Source organism: Mycolicibacterium neoaurum, assembly GCF_036946495.1.
Taxonomy (GTDB): Bacteria; Actinomycetota; Actinomycetes; order Mycobacteriales; family Mycobacteriaceae; genus Mycobacterium; species Mycobacterium neoaurum_B.
Map to the genome: position 1 here is coordinate 3,741,057 of NZ_JAQIIX010000002.1, position 20,897 is coordinate 3,761,953.

Genomic DNA, 20,897 nt, shown 5'->3' on the forward strand with positions numbered 1-20,897 from the left:
TGGCGTCCTCGGCGCCGAGGGGACGCACTAGGCTGTAGCGCCGTGAGTCTTCCCGTTGTACTGATCGCCGACAAGCTTGCCGAGTCGACCGTCGCCGCCCTGGGTGACCAGGTCGAGGTTCGATGGGTGGACGGTCCGGACCGGCCGAAGCTGCTGGCCGCCGTCGCCGATGCCGACGCGCTGCTGGTGCGCTCGGCCACCACCGTCGACGCCGAGGTCATGGCTGCCGCGCCCAAGCTCAAGATCGTCGCCCGCGCCGGCGTCGGCCTGGACAATGTCGACGTCGAGGCCGCCACCGCCCGCGGTGTGCTGGTCGTCAACGCCCCGACCTCCAATATCCACAGCGCCGCCGAGCACGCGCTGGCCTTGCTGCTCTCGGCGGCCCGCCAGATCCCGGCCGCCGATGCCACCCTGCGTGAGCACACCTGGAAGCGCTCCTCGTTCTCGGGCACCGAGATCTACGGCAAGACCGTCGGCGTCGTCGGACTCGGCCGCATCGGCCAGCTCGTCGCCGCCAGGCTGGCGGCCTTCGGAACCCATGTCATCGCCTATGACCCGTACGTCTCCACGGCTCGCGCCGCCCAGATCGGCATCGAGCTGGTCGGACTCGACGAGTTGCTGGGCCGCGCCGACTTCATCTCGGTGCACCTTCCCAAGACCAAGGAGACCGCCGGTCTGTTGGGCAAGGAGAACCTGGCCAAGACCAAGCCCGGCGTCATCATCGTCAACGCCGCCCGCGGTGGACTGATCGACGAGCAGGCCCTGGCCGACGCCATCACCAGCGGGCATGTGCGTGCCGCAGGACTGGACGTGTTCGCCACCGAGCCGTGCACCGACAGCCCGCTGTTCGAGCTGCCGCAGGTCGTCGTCACCCCGCACCTGGGTGCCTCCACCGCCGAGGCCCAGGACCGCGCCGGTACCGATGTCGCCGCCAGTGTGAAGTTGGCGCTGGCCGGTGAGTTCGTGCCCGATGCCGTCAACGTCGGCGGGGGAGCCGTCGGCGAGGAGGTCGCGCCCTGGCTGGACCTGGTGCGCAAGTTGGGCCTGTTGGTCGGCTCGCTCTCCGATGCCGCACCGGTATCGCTGTCGGTCCAGGTGCGCGGTGAGCTGGCATCCGAAGATGTTGAGATTCTTCGCCTGTCGGCGCTGCGCGGCCTGTTCTCCGCGGTCGTCGACGAGCAGGTCACCTTCGTCAACGCGCCTGCACTGGCCAAGGATCGCGGCGTCACCGCGGAGATCAGCACCGCCCCAGAAAGCCCCAACCACCGCAGCGTGGTCGATGTGCGCGCGGTGTATGCCGACGGCGCATCGCTGAACGTGGCGGGCACCCTGTCGGGTCCGCAGTTGGTCGAGAAGATCGTCCAGATCAACGGCCGCAACCTCGATCTGCGTGCCGAGGGCTACAACCTGATCGTCAACTACACCGATCAGCCCGGGGCGCTGGGCAAGATCGGCACCCTGCTGGGCGGCGCCGAGGTCAACATCCTGGCTGCGCAGATGAGCCAGGATGCCGGCGGCGACAGCGCCACCGTCATGCTGCGTGTGGACACCGATGTGCCCGAGGATGTGCGCGCCGCGATCGCTTCGGCGGTCGGCGCCACCACACTGGAAGTGGTCGACCTGACATGAGTTCGCTGAAAAATCTTGCGGTCATCGCCGGTGACGGCATCGGTCCCGAGGTCATCGACCAGGCGCTGCGGGTTCTGGACGCGGTGTTGCCAGGGGTACAGCGCACCGAGTACGACCTGGGCGCGCGCCGCTACCACGCGACCGGTGAGCTGCTCACCGAGGAGACCATCGAGGAGTTGCGCGGGTACGACGCGATCCTGCTCGGGGCGATCGGTGATCCGTCGGTGCCCAGCGGTGTCCTGGAGCGCGGTCTGCTGCTCAAATTGCGCTTCGCGCTCGACCATCACGTGAACCTGCGTCCCGGTCGGCTCTATCCCGGTGTGGACAGCCCACTCTCGGGTGTCACCGGTATCGACTTCGTCGTGGTCCGGGAGGGCACGGAGGGGCCCTACACCGGTAACGGTGGTGCGCTGCGCGTCGGTACCCCGCACGAGGTGGCCACCGAGGTCAGCGTCAACACCGCATTCGGCGTGGAGCGGGTGGTGCGCGACGCGTTCGCCCGTGCACAGACCCGTCGCAAGCATCTGACCCTGGTGCACAAGACCAACGTGTTGACCTTCGCGGGCAGCCTGTGGTCGCGGGTGGTCGCCGAGGTGGGCTCTGAGTACCCCGATGTCGAGGTGGCCTATCAGCACATCGACGCCGCAACCATCCATATGGTCACCGATCCCGGCCGCTTCGATGTCATCGTCACCGACAACCTCTTCGGTGACATCATCACCGACCTTTCGGCCGCGGTCTGCGGTGGTATCGGTTTGGCCGCCAGCGGCAACATCGATGCGACGCGCACCAATCCGTCCATGTTCGAGCCGGTGCACGGCAGTGCCCCCGATATCGCCGGGCAGGGCATCGCCGATCCGACGGCCGCGGTGATGAGTGTGGCGCTGCTGCTCGCGCACGTCGGCGAGGACGATGCCGCAACGCGCGTCGACAAGGCCGTCGCCGAGCATCTGGCCACCCGCGGTGCGGCCAGGTTGTCGACCGCCGAGGTCGGCGACCGTATCCTTTCGCTGCTCTAACCGCGCCGAAAGGCAGTCCGGGTGGCCGGTTTCGCGACACTGAGCCGGCAGTGCCGGTTGTTCGCGGTCGGTTCGACGTGCTTCGCCGTCGCCACCGTGCCCGGGTTCTCGACGCTGGCGGGTGCGGGCGCGTCGAATGTGTTGTGTTTCGTCGGATCCTGGTTCTTCACGACGGCGGCCTGGATGCAACTGCGCCTGTCCGACCCCGGGATCGGATGGTGGTCGGCGGCAATCCAGTTCATCGGGACCGTGCTGTTCAACCTAAGCACCGGAGCCGCGGTCGCGGTGCACACCATCCACGCCGAACGACACGATGTCTGGGCTCCGGATGCGGCCGGGTCGGCGGCCTTCCTGATCAGTGGGGTCCTGGCGGTCGTCACGGTCGGGTGGTGGGCCCCGAAATCCCTGGACTGGCAGGTGAGTTGGGTCAACCTGGTCGGCTGCGTCGCGTTCGGGGTTTCGGCGGCGGGGGCATTCGTCACGACGACCGGGGTGACCGCCGATGCCTGGCTTGCCAATCTGGGCACCTTCGTCGGCGCGTTGTGCTTTCTCACCGCGGCGTTGTTGCCGCCAGAAGCCCGGCGAGCAGACAGAAACTCCCCCTTTTCTGGCTGAAAAGAGGGAGTTTCCGTCTGCTCGCGCGCGGAGCGGCTTAAGAGACGCCGGCCAGGATGTCGGCCGTCGAGAGCGCTTGGGCGACGCCGGAGACGATCGAGGCCAACCGGATGGCCTCGAAGATGGCGGTGCGCTCGACGCCTGCGTCGCGCAGCACGGTCTCATGTGCCGACAGGCAGTGGCCACAGCCGTTGATCGCCGATACGGCCAACGACCACAGCTCGAAATCTTCCTTGGCCACACCGGGATTGGCGATGATGTTCATCCGCAGGCCCGCGCGCAGATCATCGTAGCGACCATCGAGCTGGCCCTTCGTGCGGTAGAAGACGTTGTTCATGCCCATCACCGCGGCCGCACCGAGTGCGGCGTTGTAGGCCTCCCCGGAAAGGATGTCGAGCGCGTCTTCGGCGATCTCGCGCAGCAGACGCTCCGATTTGGTTGCCGCCGCGGTGGCCACGAAGGCCCCCCAGAGCTGCTGCTCGGTGAGCTCGGTGGTCCGGGCGATGCTGCCCAGATTGAGCTTGAGATCCTTGGCGTATTCCGGAAGTGCTTCCTTGATGTTGTCCAGACTCATGCTCAGACCGCCTCTGCCAGGAGTTCGCCGGCATCGATCGTCGGGTCACCCTTGCGCCAGTTGCAGGCGCACAGCTCGTCGGACTGCAGGGCGTCGAGTACGCGCAGCACTTCGTCGACGTTGCGCCCCACCGAGCCTGCCGTCACCGACACGAACTGGATCTCGTTGTTGGGATCGACGATGAAGGTGGCCCGGTCGGCCACCCCGTCGGCGTTGAGCACGCCGGTGGCCGTGGACAGTTCACGCTTGAGGTCCGACACCATCGGGAACGGGAGCTTCTTGAGTTCGTCGTGCTGTGCGCGCCACTGGAAGTGCACGAACTCGTTGTCGACCGACACGCCGAGCACCTTGGCCTCGCGGTCCTCGAACTCGTCGTTGAGCTTGCCGAAGGCGGCAATCTCGGTCGGGCAGACGAAAGTGAAGTCCTTGGGCCAGAAGAACACGATTCGCCACTTACCCTCGTGGTCGGAGCTGGTGACCCGGGTGAAGTAGTCGTCGGGCTGCTTGGCATCCACCTTGCTCAGGTCGCCGCCGATGACCGCGGTCAGGTCGTATGCGGGGAATTGGTCGCCGATTGTCAGCAAGGGCATCGAACACTCCTTAATCTGGAATAATTCCAATGTGCACTGACCATTCTGGCCCGTAGCGACGCGGGACGACAAGTCCGCCATGGGTGATGGTCGACACAGCCAACAGGGCCAGGGGAGTGCCCAAACTTCTTTGTAGATGTGCTATTTCGCGAGGCTGGGCTTGTCGTTGGTGGTGGGGACCAACGGAAAGGCGGCCACGGGGAACAGCGCGCAGACAGCGAACGCCACCGGAAAGCCCGCCACCGCGATCAGCGCACCGAACACGGGGGAAGCCAGTGCGGTGGCCAGGTGCTGGCTGGTGTTCTGGGTGCCCAGGGCGCGGCCGCTCCAGAACGGGCCGGCAATCTCGGCGATCGCGGTGAACGCCAATCCGTTATCGGACACCGTCACCAATGAGGCGAACACCATGAGCGCAACGCTCAGCGGCGAACCCAGCGCGTCGGTCAGTGCCAGCAGTGCCATGGTCGCCGACGCCGCGGCGGCGATGTAGCGGATCGGTCGCAGCCGGGACCCGATGACGTCGGACCACCTGCCTGCCGCGATGCGCCCGCCCGCGCCGAGTATCTGGGCGACGGTCACCAGAGCACCCGCGGAGCCGGCCGACCAGTCGCGGTCGGTCATCAGCCAGACGAGCATGAATGTCCACACGAAACCCTGTGGAACGACCAGCAATACCGACACGGCGTGAATCCGCACCAGTACCGAGGACTTACGGTACGGGTTGGCCAGATGCTCCCGGGGCGCCTCCGACCGGGGCGGCCGGGGTGGATCGAGCACGCCGACCGCGCAGATCAGCGCCGACGCGACGCACACCACGGCGGGGAACAACAGTGCCGTCGACACCCCGTGGCTTTCGGCGATGCGCGGAATGACCAGGGCGCCCAGTCCGACCCCCAGTGGCGTCGCGGTCTGCCGGATCCCCATGGCCAATCCGCGCTGCTCCGGCGGAAACCATCCGACCACCACGCGTCCGCTCGCGGAATTGCTGCTCGCGGCGGCCATTCCGCCGAGCAGCAGGAATACCCCCATGGCCCATAGCGAATCTGCCGAGGCCGCACAGAAGGCGAAAATCGCCGTCAGTGCCGACCCGATCGTCAGCACGATTCGCTCGCCCACCCTGTCCACCAGCCAACCCCAGGCGATCAGGGTCAGCACCAGCCCGAAGCTGGGCATCGCGGACAACAGTCCGGCGGAGGCGAGGTCGAGCCCGCGTTGGTCGTGCAGCGTGGGAATCAGGAACGCCACGCCATTGATGAACACATTGGCGAACGTGGTGGCCAATAGTGCGATCACCAGCATCGACCATCGGCGGGCGGTGCTGATCGTCGTGGCCATGGTGATCATGCTGCCACGCCAATCCCATTATGTTGAACTTGTTTCTCATTATTTGAGACATGGGATGTGGGCCGTCCCGACTGGATGGGCATCGGGGCCGCTCATTAGGCTGGACACATGCGTCTAGGTCGAATTGCCAGTCCGGATGGGGTCGCCTTCGTGGTCATCGAAGGTGACTCGACACACAGTGCGGTGTGCAGAGAGGTCGCCGAGCAGTACCTCTCCCGCAATCCGACCTTCACCGGGCGCAGCTGGCCGCTGGCCGACGTCCGTCTGCTGGCGCCGATCCTGGCATCGAAGGTGGTCTGCATGGGCAAGAACTATGCGGCCCACGCCCGCGAGATGGGTGGTGAGGCGCCCGAGGATCCGGTGATCTTCCTCAAGCCCAACACGGCCATCATCGGTCCCAATGTGGCGATCCAGCTGCCCGCTGACGCGCATCCGGTCCACCATGAGGGTGAGCTGGTCATCGTCATCGAGCGGCCGTGCAAGGACGTCCCGGCCGCGAAGGCCGCCGACTACATCCTCGGCTACACCATCGCCAACGATGTGTCCGCGCGCGATCAGCAGAAGAAGGACGGCCAATGGATGCGGGCCAAGGGTCACGACACCTTCTGTCCGGTCGGGCCGTGGATCGAAACCGATGTCGATCCCTCTGGGCTGGACATCCGCACCGAGGTCAACGGCACCGTGCGGCAGGACAGCAACACCGCGCTGCTGCTGCATGATGTCGGCGCCATCGTCGAGTGGGTCTCCGCGGTCATGACGCTGCTGCCCGGTGACCTGATCCTGACCGGAACACCCGAGGGGGTCGGGCCGATCGAAGACGGCGACACCGTCAGCATCACCGTCGAGGGTATCGGCACCCTGACCAATCCCGTTGTCCGGAAAGGAAAGTAGCTGATGAACCAGCCCGTCCGGGTACGTTTCTGTCCGTCGCCGACCGGTACACCGCACGTCGGGTTGGTGCGGACCGCACTGTTCAACTGGGCCTACGCGCGCCACACCGGCGGCACATTCGTCTTCCGCATCGAGGACACCGATGCCGCGCGCGACAGCCAAGAGAGTTACGAGGCCATCCTCGACGCGCTGCGCTGGCTCGGCATGGACTGGGATGAAGGTCCCGAGGTGGGCGGACCGTACGGGCCGTATCGGCAGTCCGGACGGTCAGAGATCTACCGCGAGGTGATCGCCAAACTGCTCGACGCCGGCGAGGTGTACCCGGCCTATTCCACTCCCGAGGAGGTGGAGGCCCGCCATCTGGCCGCCGGTCGTAATCCCAAGCTCGGCTACGACAATCACGATCGCGACCTCACCGATGCCCAGCGAGCCGAGTTCGAGGCGCAGGGGCGTAAGCCGGTGCTGCGCCTGCGGATGCCCGACGCCGACCTGTCCTGGACCGACCTGGTGCGCGGCGAGACGACCTTCGCCGCCGGTGTGGTTCCCGATTTCGCGATCACGCGCGCCAGTGGGGATCCGTTGTACACCTTGGTCAACCCGGTCGACGATGCCCTGATGAAGATCACCCATGTGCTGCGGGGAGAGGATCTGCTGCCGTCAACGCCCCGGCAATTGGCGCTCTATCAGGCGCTGATCCGGGTCGGGGTGACCGACTTCGTACCCGAATTCGCGCATCTGCCAAGCGTTCTGGGTGACGGTAACAAGAAGCTGTCCAAGCGTGATCCGCAGTCCAATCTGTTCCTGCACCGGGATCGCGGATTCATCCCCGAGGGACTGCTGAACTATCTTGCGTTGCTGGGCTGGGGGATCGCCGACGACCGCGATCTGTTCAGCCTCGACGAGATGGTCGCCGCGTTCGACGTGGTGAATGTGAACTCCAACCCGGCCCGCTTCGACCAGAAGAAGGCCGACGCGATCAACGCCGAGCACATCCGGCTGCTGGCGCCGCAGGATTTCACCGCCCGGTTGCGCGCCTACCTCGCCGCCCACGGGCACGACACCGGCCTCACCGAGGCTGCCTTCGCCGAGGCCGCGGCGTTGGTGCAGACCCGCATCGTGGTGCTCGGCGATGCGTGGGAACTGTTGAAGTTCTTCGACGACGCGAGCTATGTCATCGACGAGAAGGCAGCGGCCAAGGAGCTCAAGCCGGAGGCTACCGCCGTGCTGGACGCCGCGGTGGCGGCGCTGGAGCCGTTGTCCGAATGGACCACCGCGGCGATCGAGGAAGCGCTCAAGGCATCGCTGCTGGAGCAACTGGAGCTCAAACCACGTAAGGCCTTCGGTCCGCTGCGGGTGGCGATCACCGGAGCCACCGTCAGCCCGCCGCTGTTCGAGTCCATGGAACTGCTCGGTCGTGAGCGCAGCATGGCTCGGTTGCGGGCCGTCAGGGACCGGGTGTGAAAAGTGGTCCGAAATCTTTGGTAGTCTGCTCGTCGGCCCGATAACCACAACGGAGCGATCCTCACGCGGTGGTCATCGATGCCGAAGATGTCCTGACCTGCAGGGATGGGCATCAAATGGGGTATGGTGTAATTGGCAACACAGCTGATTCTGGTTCAGCCATTCTAGGTTCGAGTCCTGGTACCCCAGCTGTCCGGGCGATTAGGTTGGTACAAGCTCCTGAGCTATGCTGACCGTCCGGAAGATGTTCTAGCCCCCGTCGTCTAGCGGCCTAGGACGCCGCCCTCTCACGGCGGTAGCGTGGGTTCGAATCCCATCGGGGGTACAGATGAAGTCCCAGGAGAAATCCTGGGACTTCTTTTGTTTCTGGCTCGCGTGCCCGGCGGCGATTGCGCACTCAGAGAAAGCCGATGGCCTTGCGGCCGGCCCCGACCGAGGGTTCTGGATCCGCACCGAGTGTCTTGTCGAGCAATTCGTGATACACGTCTCGGAAATCGGTGGTGGTCTTGAGGTCGCCGTCCTGGAGATCGGTCAGACTCGGCGCATCGCCGTAGAAACCGCCGCGCACGGGTTCACCAACGATCAGGACCGGACCCGAGGTGCCATGATCGGTGCCCTGGGTGGCGTTCGCGGCGACGCGCCGGCCGAACTCCGAATAGATCATCGTCACCACCCGACGGCCATAGGCACTGTTACGCATCTGTTTGAGGAACGGCACCAGGGCATCGTTGAGGGCGGCGAGGAGACGCTGCTGGTCGTTTCTCTCGTTGGCGTGGGTGTCGAATCCGCCAAGGGACACCATGTAGACCTTGGTCGGGACACCGGCGCGCACGCACTGGGCGACCAGCTCCAGATCGTCGGCGAGTTGCTTGCCGAGATCGGTGGCGGCCGTGGTGGGCAGCGGGCTGTCGGTGAAGCCGCGGAACGTCTCATCGGTGACCCGATAGGCCTGGTAGTCGGCGCGGACCGCGGCCATGGCCGCGGTGTCCTTGGTATCGGGGGCGCTCATCGCATCGAGGACGCTGGAGATATCGGTCGGCATCTTGGGGATGGTCGGGGAAAGCCCTGCTGCCGTGCGGTTCTGGCCGATCGCCATGGGCGGCAGCACGGTGCCGATATTGACCGCGCGCAGCGGATCATCGCCGGTGGTGTCCAGCCACCGTCCGATCCATCCGGTCGCGGTCGGGTCGTCGGGCGAGGCGGTCTGCCAGATATCCATCGAGCGGAAATGGCTGCGGTCCTGCTTGGGGTATCCGACGCCCCGGACGATCGCGAGATTGTTCGCGTTCCACGACTCGGCGAGTCCGCCGAGCGCGGGGTTGAGCCCGACCACGCCGTCGAGATCGATCGCGGTGCTCGGTGCAAAAGCCAACTCCGGTCTCGCGTCGTAGTACGCACCATCGGTGTAGGGGATGACCGTGTTGAGGCCGTCGTTGCCGCCGTAGAGGGTCAGGATCACCAGGATTCCGGTATCGGCGGGCATCGGCGCAACCTGTGCGCGCTCGAACATCTGCGGCAGGGTGACCGCCGCACCCGCCGCCGCGGCCAGTCCGGCTGCACCGGCACTGGCAAGGAGGAACTTGCGCCTGTTGATATCGCCCACCGTTGATCCTCCGAACTCCACTACACCGTCAGGTATTCGGGTGAGTTGACGGCCGCCACGACCAGTCGTTGCGGGTTACCGACCAGCGGCCGCAGGGCAGCGGCGGTGGTGTCGGACCATGCGCCGATACCGAGCAGATAGCCCACGGCGTCGATGCGATCGCCGGTGGGCGCATCCTGTACGGGGGAGTAGTCGCCCAACGGGACGAAACGGTCGGCCGCCCAGACCCGGGCGGCCGCACTCGTATTGGATAGCCACACCCGGCCCTGCGGCCACCCATCGACATCCGGTGGTGCGAACGGGCGTTGGCCCATCACCTTGAGGACCACATCGCAGGCGGTCAGGGTTTGTGGGCCATCCAGCGGTACCGACAGCGAGCGCAGCATGCCGATCAACCAATCGACCGGGGTCACCACGGCGGTGCCCGCCGCGTCGTAGAACTCGGGGTCGGAGAAGATGGCCTTGGTCAAGGCCTTGAGGTTGCGGCCGGGCCCGTAGGCGGCCACCAGTCGGTCAGATGTCGCGCGGCTGGGGTTGTCGTCGGAGGCCAGCAGCCGCCACAGTTTCGATGTGACGAATCGGGCCGAGGCGGGATGGCGCAGCACGATATCGCAGAACTCGGTGTCTCCGAGCGTCCCGGTGGTCCCCAGGACGGTCTTGGTCCCACTGTCGTGATGTTCGCTGACGAGCACCGTGCCATTGCCCAGGGTGTCGAAGCGACCGGTGAGTGCCCGAGACCCCTCGCGTACATCGCGTTCGGTGTAGCCACTGTCATGGCCGAGGGTGAACAGCTCCATGAATTCGCGGGAGAGGTTCTCGTTCGGCGCCTCTTTGGTGTTTCCCAGTCCGTCCAGCCACCGCAACATCGCCGAATCGGTCAGCATGGCGTAGGCGAGATCGCGGAAGTCGCCGAGCGTATGGGTACGCAACGTCTGGTTCTGGGCGGCCATGAATTCGGCGGCCACCACCTTCTCCGCGGAGGTGGCGAAATGGTTGTGCCAGACGAAGGTCAGCTTCTCGTGCACCGGCTCGCGCACCGCGACCATCCGACGGATCCACCAGCCGGACAGATCCTGCATCTGGGCCAGCATGCTGCTGACAAAGGAGGCGGTGGCTGCTTCGCTGGCCGGTAGCGCCGGGGTCGAGTACGAGCCCATCGGCGTCGCAACCGCCCCCGGGTCGGCAGCCGGATCCAACCCGAGTATCTCGTCGAGATACCGTGCCCGATCCTTGCCGACCACGGCGTCGACCGCCCGCCCGGTGGTGCCGAAACCCGACCGCCGCAACAGTCGCGCGGCAGCCTGCCATTGCAGTGATTGTGAACCCGTGGTCCAGACCTCCCCCGGCGCGGATATGCGCTACTGGGTAAACGATAAACGGACGGTGACGAGTTTGCTAGAGCCGGCGGGTGAGTGCCTCGGACGCGGCCACCAGGTCGGCCGCCCAGCGAGCGCCCGGGCGGCGGCCCATCCGGTCGATAGGGCCCGAGACGGAGATGGCGGCGATGACGGCACCGCGGCCGTCGCGCACCGGGGCCGACACGCTCGCGACACCGCTCTCGCGCTCGGCCGCGCTCTGCGCCCAGCCACGTTTGCGGACCTCGGCCAGGGTTCGCTCACTGAACTTGGCGGCGGGCAGGATCGCCTGTTGCGACGCCGGATCGCTGTAGGCCAGCAGTACTTTGGCGCCGGAGCCGGCCGTCATCGGCAGCCGGGTGCCGACGGGGACCGTGTCGCGTAATCCGACGGGCGGCTCAAGGGATGCCACGCAGACCCGTGAATTGCCTTCCCTGCGATACAACTGCACGCTCTCGCCGGTCAGTTCGCGCAGCCGGGGCAGCACGGCGGCGCCGGCGGCCAGCAAGGGATCGTTGACCTGTCCGGCAAGTTCGGTCAGTGCCGGGCCCAGCCGCCAGCGTCCCTCGTTGTCCCGGGCCAACAACCGGTGCACCTCCAGCCCGGCGGCCAGCCGGTGGGCGGTGGCCCGCGGCAGTCCGGTGCGTTCGCACAGTTCGGCCAGGCCGCAGGGAGACTCGGCCACGGTGTGCAGTACTCCCACCGCTTTGTCGAGCACGCCGATACCGCTATCCTGTCTCACAGGGAGATACTAGCGTTCCGCATCGTGAGATTGCCAGCCCGTCACGGCGGTACGCCCGAGCCGAATAGAGATATCCATGGAGCAGACGCAGTCGAGTTCGCGGCCTCGTACCCTGGCCGAAAAAGTCTGGGAAGACCACATCGTGGTCCACGGTGCCGGTGAGGGTGCGGCCAAGGAGCCGGACCTGATCTACATCGACCTGCACCTCGTGCACGAGGTGACCAGCCCACAGGCGTTCGACGGTCTGCGCCTGGCCGGGCGGCCGGTGCGCAGGCCCGACCTGACCATCGCCACCGAGGATCACAATGTTCCGACGGTCGACATCGACAAGCCGATCGCCGATCCGATCTCGCGCACCCAGGTCGAAACCTTGCGCCGGAACTGTGCGGAGTTCGGAATACGGTTGCACCCGATGGGCGATTCCGAGCAGGGCATCGTGCACATCATCGGCCCGCAGTTGGGCCTCACCCAACCGGGAATGACGATCGTCTGCGGTGACAGTCACACCTCGACCCATGGGGCATTCGGATCGATCGCGATGGGTATCGGCACCTCCGAGGTCGAACACGTCATGGCGACGCAGACATTGGCCCTCAAGCCGTTCAAGACGATGGCCGTCAATGTCGACGGCGAACTGCCCCCGGGTGTCAGCGCAAAGGACATCATCTTGGCGGTGATCGCCAAGATCGGAACCGGGGGCGGTCAGGGGCACGTCATCGAATACCGGGGGAGCGCCATCGAATCGCTGTCCATGGAAGGCCGGATGACGATCTGCAACATGAGTATCGAAGCAGGAGCGCGCGCCGGGATGGTGGCTCCGGACGACACCACATTCGAGTTCCTGAAGGGACGGCCGCACGCCCCGACCGGTGCGGACTGGGATGCCGCGGTGGCCGCCTGGCGGCAGTTGCGCACCGACGACGGAGCCGAGTTCGACACCGAGGTGTACCTGGACGCGAGTTCGTTGAGTCCGTTCGTCACCTGGGGCACCAACCCCGGACAGGGCGTCCCGCTGTCCGCCGACGTCCCGGATCCCGAGATGATGCTCAGCGACGATGAGCGTCAGGCCGCCGAGAAAGCCTTGGCCTATATGGACCTTCGGCCGGGCACACCGATGCGGGATATCCCGGTCGACGCCGTCTTCGTCGGCTCGTGCACCAATGGGCGCATCGAGGACCTGCGCGTGGTTGCCGAGATCCTGGACGGCCGCACGTTGGCCGATGGCGTGCGGATGCTCGTCGTTCCGGGCTCGATGCGCGTGCGGCAGCAGGCCGAATCCGAGGGCCTCGGTGAGATCTTCGTCGCAGCCGGCGCCGAATGGCGACAGGCCGGCTGCTCGATGTGTCTGGGGATGAACCCGGACACGCTCGCCCCGGGCGAGCGGTGTGCATCGACGTCCAACCGCAATTTCGAGGGCAGGCAAGGCAAGGGTGGTCGCACCCATCTGGTCTCACCCGCGGTGGCCGCCGCCACCGCGGTGCGTGGAACCCTGTCGTCGCCGGCCGATCTGGCCCCGATTTCCGCCAAGCGCTAGGAGTACCAGGACATGCAGGCATTCCAGACCCATACCGGCATCGGCGTCCCGTTGCGCCGGTCCAATGTGGACACCGACCAGATCATTCCTGCGGTCTATTTGAAGCGCGTCACCCGAACGGGTTTCGAGGACGGTTTGTTCGCCGCCTGGCGCAATGATCCGTCCTTCATCCTCAATCTCGCCCCATTCGACAAGGGTTCGGTCTTGGTCGCGGGTCCGGATTTCGGTACCGGCTCATCCCGCGAGCACGCCGTCTGGGCGCTGATGGATTACGGCTTCCGGGTCGTCATCTCGCCCCGGTTCGCCGATATCTTCCGGGGCAACTCCGGAAAAGCGGGACTGTTGGCGGCTCAGGTCTCTCAGGATGATGTCGAACTTCTGTGGAAGCTGATCGAGCAGAATCCGGGCCTGGAAATCACTGTGAATCTTCAAGATCGAACCATCACGGCTGGAACGGTCATGGTGCCGTTCACTATTGATGACTACACCGCATGGCGGCTGCTGGAAGGTCTCGACGATATAGGCCTTACGCTGCGGAAACAGGATGAAATCACGGCCTTCGAGCAGCGTCGGCCGAGCTTCAAACCCCGCACTCTGCCGGCCTGAATTCGCGGTTGCCGGGCCCTCAAATATGGCCCGGCAACCGCTTTCTCGAACGCCGGTACCACTACCCAAGTGGGCCAATCGGATTGCCGAATTTCTCTCAGCTACCGCTGAAACTGTGCGTGGCTCTTGGAAATATGCAGCAAATGGGTTTACCGTGTCCTCTAGTCGGTCCAAAGCGGACCACTGGACTTCGGAGGGTTTGCATGAACAAAGCAGAGCTCATCGACGCACTCACAACCAAGTTGGGCACCGATCGTCGACAGGCTACTGCCGCGGTTGAGAACATCGTCGACACCATCGTCCGTGCCGTGCACAAGGGCGAGAGCGTCACCATCACCGGTTTCGGTGTTTTCGAGCAGCGTCGTCGCGCTGCCCGTGTCGCTCGTAACCCGCGCACGGGTGAGACGGTGAAGGTCAAGCCGACGTCGGTTCCGGCCTTCCGTCCCGGAGCGCAGTTCAAGGCGGTTGTTTCTGGCGCGCAGCGTCTCCCGGCCGACGGCCCCGCCGTCAAGCGTGGTGTCGCGGCGGCTCCGGCCAAGCGCGGTGCCGCCAAGAAGGCCGCTCCGGCCAAGCGTGCCGCGGTGAAGAAGGCCGCACCTGCAGCCAAGAAGGCGGCTCCGGCCAAGAAGGCGGCTCCGGCCAAGAAGGCCACCGCGGTCAAGAAGGCGGCTCCGGCCAAGAAGGCCACCGCGGTCAAGAAGGCGGCACCGGCCAAGAAGACCACCGCCGCGAAGAAGGCTGCACCCGCTGCCAAGAAGGCGGCTCCGGCCAAGAAGGCGGCTCCGGCCAAGAAGGCCACCGCCGCCAAGGCTCCGGCCAAGAAGGCTCCGGCCAAGAAGGCTCCCGCGAAGCGCGGCCGCCGCTAAGTCGGAACTCTCGTACTGCAAAAGCGCCCCAAACCACGCGGTTTGGGGTGCTTTTGCCGTGCGCAGCGAATCTCAGTCGGGAATGCCCAGCGGACTCCCCAGATGGTCGGCCGCAATGGGCTTGCCCGCGACCGAGGACAACACCCATGTGCTGCCCTTTCGGTTTCGCGACTTGTCCGGACGCACGTCGCCACGGTCACACCACCAGCTGATGAGATCGGGTATGACCGCTCCCTGCGTGCAGATCACCGGAACACCTCCGGCGCCCGCGATATCGAGCAGTCGGTGCCGAGCCGCCTTGCGATCGTCGGCGTAGGCCTCCTCGGTGAAGGCGGGTTCCGACTCGATCCCGACGCCCAACTCCTGAGCCAGCGGTTCGACCGTCTGGCTGCAGCGCACCCGTGGCGCGGCATGCACCGCGGTGGCCCCGAATGCAAGAAGTTGCGCCACCAGCGATTCCGCCTGCGCGCGGCCGTGCTTGTCCAAGGGGCGCTTGCGGTCATCACCCTTGAACTTCGAGCGCGACCCCGCACGGCCGTGCCGCACGATCAGTACCGTCTCGGTATCGTGCGGCGCTTTGGTGAACCGGCGCAGCACTTTGCGATCGGCGGGGTACTGCAGGTGTTTGAGCGCCTGTTTGGGAGGTAACCAGAGCATCTCGTCGACTTCGTCGGCGGCGCGGAACTCGCCGTCGACGGCTTCGGCCGCCCAGTACACGACCCGCTTGGTGGCATCCCCGATCGGATAGGTGATCACCGACAGCCGCCGTCCTAGCCGTGCGGCGTAACCGGTCTCCTCACCGATCTCGCGCACCGCGGTGACCGGGTGGGTCTCACCGGGGTCGACCTTTCCCTTGGGCAGGGACCAATCGTCGTACCGCGGACGGTGTACCACCGCCACCTCGGTGTGCCCGGCGCGCTCCCGCCACAACACCGCGCCCGCCGCGTGGACTGTCTTCTTTGTGCGGCGGGTCGGGGCGTCCGACACATCAACTCCTATACGTGGTCATCATCGGGGGTTTCCTGTCACGGCGAACGATGTCTGGCCATGAGCTCCACCTGGTGATCCCGCACCGTCTGCCCGGGCAGCGGCAGCGCGATCCAGCGACCGTCGGCTTGGAGCTCCCAGCACCGGGTCGCCGGATCCATGGTGGACTCGAGCATGTCGTCCAACTGTGCGGTCAACCGCGGATCCTTCACCTGTGCCATCACTTCCACGCGACGGTCCAGATTACGATGCATCATGTCGGCACTGCCGATCCAGAACTCGTTGATGGCGCGGAAATGAATAATTCGCGAGTGCTCCAGGAACCGGCCCAGAATGGACCGCACCACGATGTTCTCCGAGAGGCCGGGCTGGCCGGGGCGCAGCGCGCAGATTCCGCGCACCACCACCTCGACCCGGACACCGGCCTGTGAGGCGCGGTACAGGGCATCGATCACCTGCTCGTCGACCAACGCGTTGGCCTTCAGCCGAATTTGGCCCCGGCTGTTCTCCTGATGTGCCGCTGTCTCCTGCTCGATTCGCCGGATGATTCCCTTGCGCACACTGTGCGGTGCCACCAACAGATTGCGATAAGCAACCTTGCGGGAGTAGCCGGTGAGCGAGTTGAACAGATCGGTCAGATCAGCACCGATATCGGGGGAGGCCGTCAGCAGCCCCACATCTTCATACAACCGTGCAGTTTTCGGGTTGTAGTTTCCGGTTCCGATATGGCAGTAGCGACGGATGGTCGAACCCTCTCGGCGCACCACAAGAGCTGTCTTGCAGTGTGTTTTCAGGCCGATCAAGCCATAGACCACGTGGACACCCGCCTGCTCCAAGGCACGGGCCCACTTGATGTTGGCCTGTTCGTCGAAGCGCGCCTTGATCTCCACCAGCGCCACGACCTGCTTGCCTGCCTCGGCCGCATCGATGAGGGCATTGACGATCGGTGAGTCGCCGGACGTCCGGTACAGCGTCTGCTTGATGGCCAGCACGTTCGGATCGGCCGCAGCCTGCTCGATGAATCGTTGCACCGTGGTGGAGAACGAGTCGTAGGGGTGGTGCACCATCACGTCACCGTCGCGCAGCGTCGAGAAGATGCTCTTGGGAGTCTCACGCTCGCCGAATGCCGCAGGCGTGGCAGGGACGAACGGACGGTCCTTCAGGTCGGGGCGGTCGACACCGTAGATCTGCCACAGTGACGAAAGGTCCAGCAGTCCCGGCACCTCGATCACGTCACCGGGATGCACGTCGAGCTCCCGCAGCAACAGCTCGAGCATGTTCTCGGTCATATCGTCGGCGACCTCGAGGCGGACCGGCGAACCGAAGCGCCTGCGCGCCAGCTCACGCTCCAACGCCTGCAACAGGTCTTCGTCCCGATCCTCGGCCACCTCGAAATCGGCGTTGCGGGTGATCCGGAACGCGTGCTGCTCCACGATGTCCAGGCCGGGGAACAGCACCGAGAGAAACGCGCCGATCAATTCCTCGAGAGGTAGGAACCGGATGGGCCCCTGCGCGCCGTCGGCATCGACATGCCGTGGTAATTCGACGAAGCGGTCGACGTTGTCGGGCACCTTGATTCGGGCGAAGTGCTGCGTGCCGTCATCGGGCTGGCGGACGGTGATCGCAAGATTGAGGCTCAGGCCGCTGACGAAGGGAAAGGGATGGGCCGGGTCGACGGCGAGCGGGGTGAGGACCGGGAACACCTGCTCGTGGAAGTACGTGGACAGCGTGGCCCGCTCATCCTCACCAAGGTCCGCCCAGCTGACGATGACTATTCCCTTCTCGGCCAGTGCCGGTCGCACCGCTTCGAGAAAGACCTGGGCGTGCCTGTTGGCGATCTGCTGGGTGCGTTCCCCGATCCGGCGCAACTGTTCGCGCGGGGACAGACCGTCGGCGGAGCGCACCGAGAGGCCCATCTCATCGCGTCGCTTCAACCCCGCGACCCGCACCATGTAGAACTCGTCGAGATTCGACGAGAAGATGGCCAGGAACTTGGCGCGTTCCAGCAGGGGCAGCGAGTTGTCGGCCGCCAGCGCAAGCACCCGAGCGTTGAAGTCCAGCCAGCTCAGCTCGCGATTGAGATAGCGGTCCTCGGGCAGGCTGTCGTCGATCGCTGCGGCCGACGCCGCCGGTGGCGCGTCGGGCGCCGAGTCGGGAGTTTCGGCGATCGTGCGATCGGCTGCTGATGTCTCGACTTCGGTCATTGTTCGATCATCGCCTATCCACATCGCTCATTCCAGTAGTGCGGTCAGCTCTGGCAACCGGTGGGGCACAGCCCGCCGACGACCAGTCTGGTGGCCGGGCCGACCCCGAGCGCCAGCGCCGCCGTCAGGTCGTCCGGGGTGTCGATATCGCACCGCAATCCCGGCCAGTCGCCGCGCAGTTCGTGGGCGCCCGAATCGGCATGGTGGCGCGTGGATTCCGCTCCGAAGCGCGGATCGAGCGGGACACCGAAGGCGAACAGGGCGGCCGTTCCGGTGCCGTGCCGGTCACCGACGAAACTCCGTCGGTGCCGGCGTGCCAGCTCGATCGCCTCGGACAGTTCGGCGGATCGCAGAGCGGGAAGATCGCCCTGAAGGACAACGATATTGGACGCCCCGATGGCCGCCTCAGCCGCGGCGAGCGCGTTGTTCAGCGGATCGGGATGGTCGGCCGGGGTCGGGTCGGCGACCGCGGCGGCACCCAGTTCACGCGCGGCAGCGGCGGCGGCGTGGTCGGGGGTGACGACGGTGACGAGGCTCACCGCGGGTACCGCGGCGGCGGCATGCACGGTGTCGGTCAGCATTGCCAGCACCAACTGTTCGCGAGCGTCGGCAGGCAGCACCGGAGCCAGGCGAGTCTTGGCCGCGGCCAGACGCTTCACCGCGATCACCACGGCGACCTGCGACCCCGCGCCGGCGACATTCATACCGCCATCCTGCCAGCTTCACATCAGCGACTAGGGTTGAGTCGTGGTCGAAGCCGCGGTGATGGGTGCCGGTGCATGGGGAACAGCGCTGGCCAAGGTGCTGGCAGACGCGGGCAACGGGGTTCGGTTGTGGACCAGGCGCCCTGAATTGGCCGCGCACATCAATGCGACGCATCGCAACCCGGACTATCTCGGGGATGTGGCTTTGCCCAGTTCGATCAGGGCCACCGGTGATCCGGCCGAAGCTCTCGACGGGGCGTGCACGGTGTTGCTCGGGGTGCCATCGCAGACATTGCGCACAAATCTCACCGACTGGAGACATCTGATCGGTGACGATGCGACGCTGGTGAGTCTGGCCAAGGGGATCGAGTTGGATTCCCTGATGCGGATGAGCCAGGTGATCATCGCGGTGACCGGCGCGGATCCCTCCCGCGTGGCGGTGGTGACCGGGCCGAACCTGGCCAAGGAGGTCGCCGACGAACAACCGGCCGCGACCGTGGTGGCGTGTGCCGATTCCGGTCGCGCGGTCGCTCTGCAGCGGGCCCTGTCGACGGCGTACTTCCGTCCCTACACCAACTCCGATGTGGTCGGTGCCGAGATCGGCGGCGCCTGCAAGAACGTCATCGCGCTCGCCTGTGGGATGGCTGCCGGTGCCGGGCTCGGCGAGAACACCTCCGCGGCGATCATCACAAGGGGATTGGCCGAGATCATGCGCCTGGGAATCGCGTTGGGCGCCAAAGATGCAACGCTGGCCGGATTGGCCGGCGTCGGCGATCTGGTGGCCACCTGCACCTCGCCGCAGTCCCGGAACCGAAGTTTCGGAGAGCGGTTGGGGCGGGGCGGTTCGACGGAGTCGGCACTGCAGGCAGTGCAAGGTCATGTCGCCGAGGGGGCGACCTCGTGCCAGTCGGTGCTCGCCCTGGCCTCCAGCTATGACGTCGAGATGCCATTGACCGACGCGGTCTACCGGGTGTGTCATCAGGGTCTGTCGGTGGAACAGGCCGTGATGTTGTTGTTGGGCCGCAGCACCAAACCCGAGTAGGACGGCAATGGATTACGGAGACTCCACTCGCAGCATCAAAGCCGTTGGGCACCAAGGGATTCCAGGTTCGCCAGTGGCCCCGGTGCCGGTACCGGCCTCGGCATACCACCTGTCGGTGGACGAGTCGGCACCCCTGGATACCTATGGACGGGCGTCGAATCCGACGTGGCGCGGCCTGGAATCGGGGCTCGCCGTGCTCGAAGGTGCGACCTGGGCGCTGACCTTCGGTTCCGGCATGGGAGCGATCAGCGCCGTCCTGCGGGTGCTCGCCATGCCCCAGACGACCCTGGTGGTACCGGCCGACGGCTACTACCAGGTGCGCCGCTACGCCGCGGAATACCTTGCCCCGCACGGGGTCACGGTCATCGAAGCCACCGCCGCGCAGATGTGCGATGCGGCGGACCGCGCCGATGTCGTGCTGGCCGAAACCCCGGTCAACCCGACGCTCGACGTTGTGGACCTGCATCGACTGGCGGCCATCTGCCGGGCCCGCGGCGCCACGCTGGTCGTCGACAACACCGCCGCCACACCGTTCGGGCTGCAGCCGTTGTCGCTGGGTGCCGACCTCGTCGTCGCCAGCGCCACCAAGGCGCTGTCCGGACACAGCGACCTGCTGGCCGGGTATGTCGCGGGCTGCCATCCCGAGCTGATGGCGAGGATCGAGCGTGACCGGTTGCTCGCCGGCCCGGTGCTCGGGGCCTTCGAGGCATGGTTGGCGTTGCGCAGTTTGGGCAGCGCGGGACTGCGCATCGACCGGCAGTGCCGCAATGCCCAGGCCGTCGCGCTGATGCTGCGCGATCATCCGGCGGTGCGTTCCGTGCGCTATCCGGGCCTGTCCGACGATCCGTCGCACGCCATCGCCGTCGAGCAGATGCGGCGATTCGGGTCTCTGGTGTCGGTGGAGTTGGCTGACGCTGCCGCCGTCCACGGTCTGGTCGACCGCAGCGAGCTTCTGGTGTCCGCGACGAGTTTCGGGGGACTGCACACCTGCGTGGATCGGCGGGCCCGCTGGGGCGATCCGGTCGGTGACGGCTTCGCCCGCATCTCGCTGGGCATCGAGGACACCGACGATATCGTCGCCGACATCGAGCGCGCGCTCACCTGAGACGCCGGGCCGGACCGGGAGCCGGT

Annotated in this window: 19 protein-coding genes and 2 tRNA genes; 12 read left to right on the plus strand and 9 right to left on the minus strand. The window is 66.1% G+C overall.

The genetic code is table 11. The annotated features are described in order from the left end of the window. The first annotated feature begins 42 nt into the window (after positions 1 to 42). The 3 genes from serA to PGN27_RS23370 are packed head-to-tail and all read left to right on the plus strand — an operon-like array spanning position 43 to position 3,263. The gene (serA, locus tag PGN27_RS23360) at positions 43 to 1,629 is read left to right on the plus strand and encodes a phosphoglycerate dehydrogenase (protein ID WP_335328253.1); all 1,587 of its coding nucleotides are present in this window, start codon (positions 43 to 45) and stop codon (positions 1,627 to 1,629) included. Next, positions 1,626 to 2,648 carry a 3-isopropylmalate dehydrogenase gene (locus tag PGN27_RS23365; RefSeq protein WP_335328254.1) on the plus strand — a complete coding sequence of 341 codons (1,023 nt, stop codon included), beginning with the start codon at positions 1,626 to 1,628 and terminating at the stop codon, positions 2,646 to 2,648. The genes serA and PGN27_RS23365 overlap by 4 nt, the downstream gene beginning before the upstream one ends. Before the next feature lie 21 nt (positions 2,649 to 2,669). Further along, positions 2,670 to 3,263, plus strand: coding sequence for a hypothetical protein (locus tag PGN27_RS23370; RefSeq protein ID WP_335328255.1), 594 nt, complete (start codon positions 2,670 to 2,672; stop codon positions 3,261 to 3,263). A 37-nt stretch (positions 3,264 to 3,300) separates the two neighbouring features. On the opposite strand, the gene ahpD is transcribed toward PGN27_RS23370, so the two are convergent. The 3 genes from ahpD to PGN27_RS23385 form a co-directional block, all read right to left on the minus strand. Further along, positions 3,301 to 3,837 (minus strand): alkyl hydroperoxide reductase AhpD, encoded by a 537-nt coding sequence (gene ahpD / locus PGN27_RS23375; RefSeq protein ID WP_335328256.1) that lies wholly within the window; start codon positions 3,835 to 3,837, stop codon positions 3,301 to 3,303. Positions 3,838 to 3,839: 2 nt separating this feature from the next. Next, positions 3,840 to 4,427, minus strand: a complete 588-nt coding sequence (locus PGN27_RS23380; RefSeq protein WP_335328257.1) for a peroxiredoxin — start codon at positions 4,425 to 4,427, stop codon at positions 3,840 to 3,842. Positions 4,428 to 4,568: 141 nt separating this feature from the next. Beyond that, on the minus strand, positions 4,569 to 5,771 hold the full coding sequence (locus tag PGN27_RS23385) for an MFS transporter (protein WP_418888638.1): 1,203 nt from the start codon (positions 5,769 to 5,771) through the stop codon (positions 4,569 to 4,571). Between the two features lie 108 nt (positions 5,772 to 5,879). Between PGN27_RS23385 and PGN27_RS23390 the strand changes: the two genes are divergently transcribed. From PGN27_RS23390 to PGN27_RS23405, 4 genes are all read left to right on the plus strand, one after another. Then, positions 5,880 to 6,662 carry a fumarylacetoacetate hydrolase family protein gene (locus PGN27_RS23390; RefSeq protein WP_141869412.1) on the plus strand — a complete coding sequence of 261 codons (783 nt, stop codon included), beginning with the start codon at positions 5,880 to 5,882 and terminating at the stop codon, positions 6,660 to 6,662. Between the two features lie 3 nt (positions 6,663 to 6,665). Next, positions 6,666 to 8,123, plus strand: a complete 1,458-nt coding sequence (gene gltX, locus PGN27_RS23395; protein WP_418888639.1) for a glutamate--tRNA ligase — start codon at positions 6,666 to 6,668, stop codon at positions 8,121 to 8,123. Positions 8,124 to 8,240: 117 nt separating this feature from the next. Next, positions 8,241 to 8,312 (plus strand) — tRNA-Gln (locus tag PGN27_RS23400). Positions 8,313 to 8,375: 63 nt separating this feature from the next. Continuing rightward, positions 8,376 to 8,448: transfer RNA gene (locus PGN27_RS23405), tRNA-Glu, on the plus strand. Between the two features lie 72 nt (positions 8,449 to 8,520). On the opposite strand, the gene PGN27_RS23410 is transcribed toward PGN27_RS23405, so the two are convergent. The 3 genes from PGN27_RS23410 to PGN27_RS23420 all read right to left on the minus strand — a co-directional run bounded on the left by PGN27_RS23410 (position 8,521) and on the right by PGN27_RS23420 (position 11,823). After that, positions 8,521 to 9,726, minus strand: coding sequence for a DUF1501 domain-containing protein (locus tag PGN27_RS23410; protein ID WP_335328259.1), 1,206 nt, complete (start codon positions 9,724 to 9,726; stop codon positions 8,521 to 8,523). A 20-nt stretch (positions 9,727 to 9,746) separates the two neighbouring features. Further along, positions 9,747 to 11,015: a DUF1800 domain-containing protein gene (locus PGN27_RS23415; RefSeq protein WP_335328835.1), complete on the minus strand. Its 1,269-nt coding sequence runs from the start codon at positions 11,013 to 11,015 to the stop codon at positions 9,747 to 9,749. A gap of 106 nt (positions 11,016 to 11,121) precedes the next feature. Then, positions 11,122 to 11,823 (minus strand): IclR family transcriptional regulator, encoded by a 702-nt coding sequence (locus tag PGN27_RS23420; RefSeq protein WP_335328260.1) that lies wholly within the window; start codon positions 11,821 to 11,823, stop codon positions 11,122 to 11,124. Between the two features lie 76 nt (positions 11,824 to 11,899). Here PGN27_RS23420 and leuC point away from each other — a divergent pair, with 76 nt between their 5' ends. The 3 genes from leuC (at position 11,900) to PGN27_RS23435 (ending at position 14,829) form a co-directional block, all read left to right on the plus strand. Further along, on the plus strand, positions 11,900 to 13,357 hold the full coding sequence (leuC, locus tag PGN27_RS23425; protein ID WP_335328261.1) for a 3-isopropylmalate dehydratase large subunit: 1,458 nt from the start codon (positions 11,900 to 11,902) through the stop codon (positions 13,355 to 13,357). Positions 13,358 to 13,369: 12 nt separating this feature from the next. Next, positions 13,370 to 13,963 (plus strand): 3-isopropylmalate dehydratase small subunit, encoded by a 594-nt coding sequence (gene leuD / locus PGN27_RS23430; protein WP_030135729.1) that lies wholly within the window; start codon positions 13,370 to 13,372, stop codon positions 13,961 to 13,963. A 203-nt stretch (positions 13,964 to 14,166) separates the two neighbouring features. Beyond that, the gene (locus PGN27_RS23435) at positions 14,167 to 14,829 is read left to right on the plus strand and encodes an HU family DNA-binding protein (RefSeq protein WP_241472585.1); all 663 of its coding nucleotides are present in this window, start codon (positions 14,167 to 14,169) and stop codon (positions 14,827 to 14,829) included. A gap of 72 nt (positions 14,830 to 14,901) precedes the next feature. Here PGN27_RS23435 and mutT1 read toward each other — a convergent pair whose 3' ends face one another. The 3 genes from mutT1 to cofC are packed head-to-tail and all read right to left on the minus strand — an operon-like array spanning position 14,902 to position 18,724. Further along, a complete protein-coding gene (mutT1, locus tag PGN27_RS23440) occupies positions 14,902 to 15,816 on the minus strand; it encodes an 8-oxo-(d)GTP phosphatase MutT1 (protein WP_335328262.1) in 915 nt (304 codons plus the stop codon). 38 nt (positions 15,817 to 15,854) lie between these two features. Beyond that, a complete protein-coding gene (locus tag PGN27_RS23445; protein ID WP_335328263.1) occupies positions 15,855 to 18,020 on the minus strand; it encodes an RNA degradosome polyphosphate kinase in 2,166 nt (721 codons plus the stop codon). Between the two features lie 44 nt (positions 18,021 to 18,064). Continuing rightward, on the minus strand, positions 18,065 to 18,724 hold the full coding sequence (gene cofC, locus PGN27_RS23450; protein ID WP_335328264.1) for a 2-phospho-L-lactate guanylyltransferase: 660 nt from the start codon (positions 18,722 to 18,724) through the stop codon (positions 18,065 to 18,067). A 43-nt stretch (positions 18,725 to 18,767) separates the two neighbouring features. Between cofC and PGN27_RS23455 the strand changes: the two genes are divergently transcribed. After that, positions 18,768 to 19,766, plus strand: coding sequence for an NAD(P)H-dependent glycerol-3-phosphate dehydrogenase (locus tag PGN27_RS23455; protein ID WP_335328265.1), 999 nt, complete (start codon positions 18,768 to 18,770; stop codon positions 19,764 to 19,766). A gap of 7 nt (positions 19,767 to 19,773) precedes the next feature. Beyond that, the gene (locus PGN27_RS23460; RefSeq protein ID WP_335328266.1) at positions 19,774 to 20,871 is read left to right on the plus strand and encodes a cystathionine gamma-lyase; all 1,098 of its coding nucleotides are present in this window, start codon (positions 19,774 to 19,776) and stop codon (positions 20,869 to 20,871) included. Positions 20,872 to 20,897: the final 26 nt, after the last annotated feature.

What these genes read in the sequence shown, in the direction of transcription:
- PGN27_RS23445 (WP_335328263.1), bottom strand. Translation starts at nt 18,020, where the DNA reads ATGACCGAAGTCGAGACATCAGCAGCCGATCGCACGATCGCCGAAACT.
- cofC (WP_335328264.1), bottom strand. Translation starts at nt 18,724, where the DNA reads ATGAATGTCGCCGGCGCGGGGTCGCAGGTCGCCGTGGTGATCGCGGTG.
- gltX (WP_418888639.1), top strand. Translation starts at nt 6,666, where the DNA reads ATGAACCAGCCCGTCCGGGTACGTTTCTGTCCGTCGCCGACCGGTACA.
- leuC (WP_335328261.1), top strand. Translation starts at nt 11,900, where the DNA reads ATGGAGCAGACGCAGTCGAGTTCGCGGCCTCGTACCCTGGCCGAAAAA.
- PGN27_RS23435 (WP_241472585.1), top strand. Translation starts at nt 14,167, where the DNA reads ATGAACAAAGCAGAGCTCATCGACGCACTCACAACCAAGTTGGGCACC.
- ahpD (WP_335328256.1), bottom strand. Translation starts at nt 3,837, where the DNA reads ATGAGTCTGGACAACATCAAGGAAGCACTTCCGGAATACGCCAAGGAT.
- leuD (WP_030135729.1), top strand. Translation starts at nt 13,370, where the DNA reads ATGCAGGCATTCCAGACCCATACCGGCATCGGCGTCCCGTTGCGCCGG.
- PGN27_RS23390 (WP_141869412.1), top strand. Translation starts at nt 5,880, where the DNA reads ATGCGTCTAGGTCGAATTGCCAGTCCGGATGGGGTCGCCTTCGTGGTC.
- PGN27_RS23385 (WP_418888638.1), bottom strand. Translation starts at nt 5,771, where the DNA reads ATGATCACCATGGCCACGACGATCAGCACCGCCCGCCGATGGTCGATG.
- PGN27_RS23365 (WP_335328254.1), top strand. Translation starts at nt 1,626, where the DNA reads ATGAGTTCGCTGAAAAATCTTGCGGTCATCGCCGGTGACGGCATCGGT.
- PGN27_RS23380 (WP_335328257.1), bottom strand. Translation starts at nt 4,427, where the DNA reads ATGCCCTTGCTGACAATCGGCGACCAATTCCCCGCATACGACCTGACC.
- PGN27_RS23460 (WP_335328266.1), top strand. Translation starts at nt 19,774, where the DNA reads ATGGATTACGGAGACTCCACTCGCAGCATCAAAGCCGTTGGGCACCAA.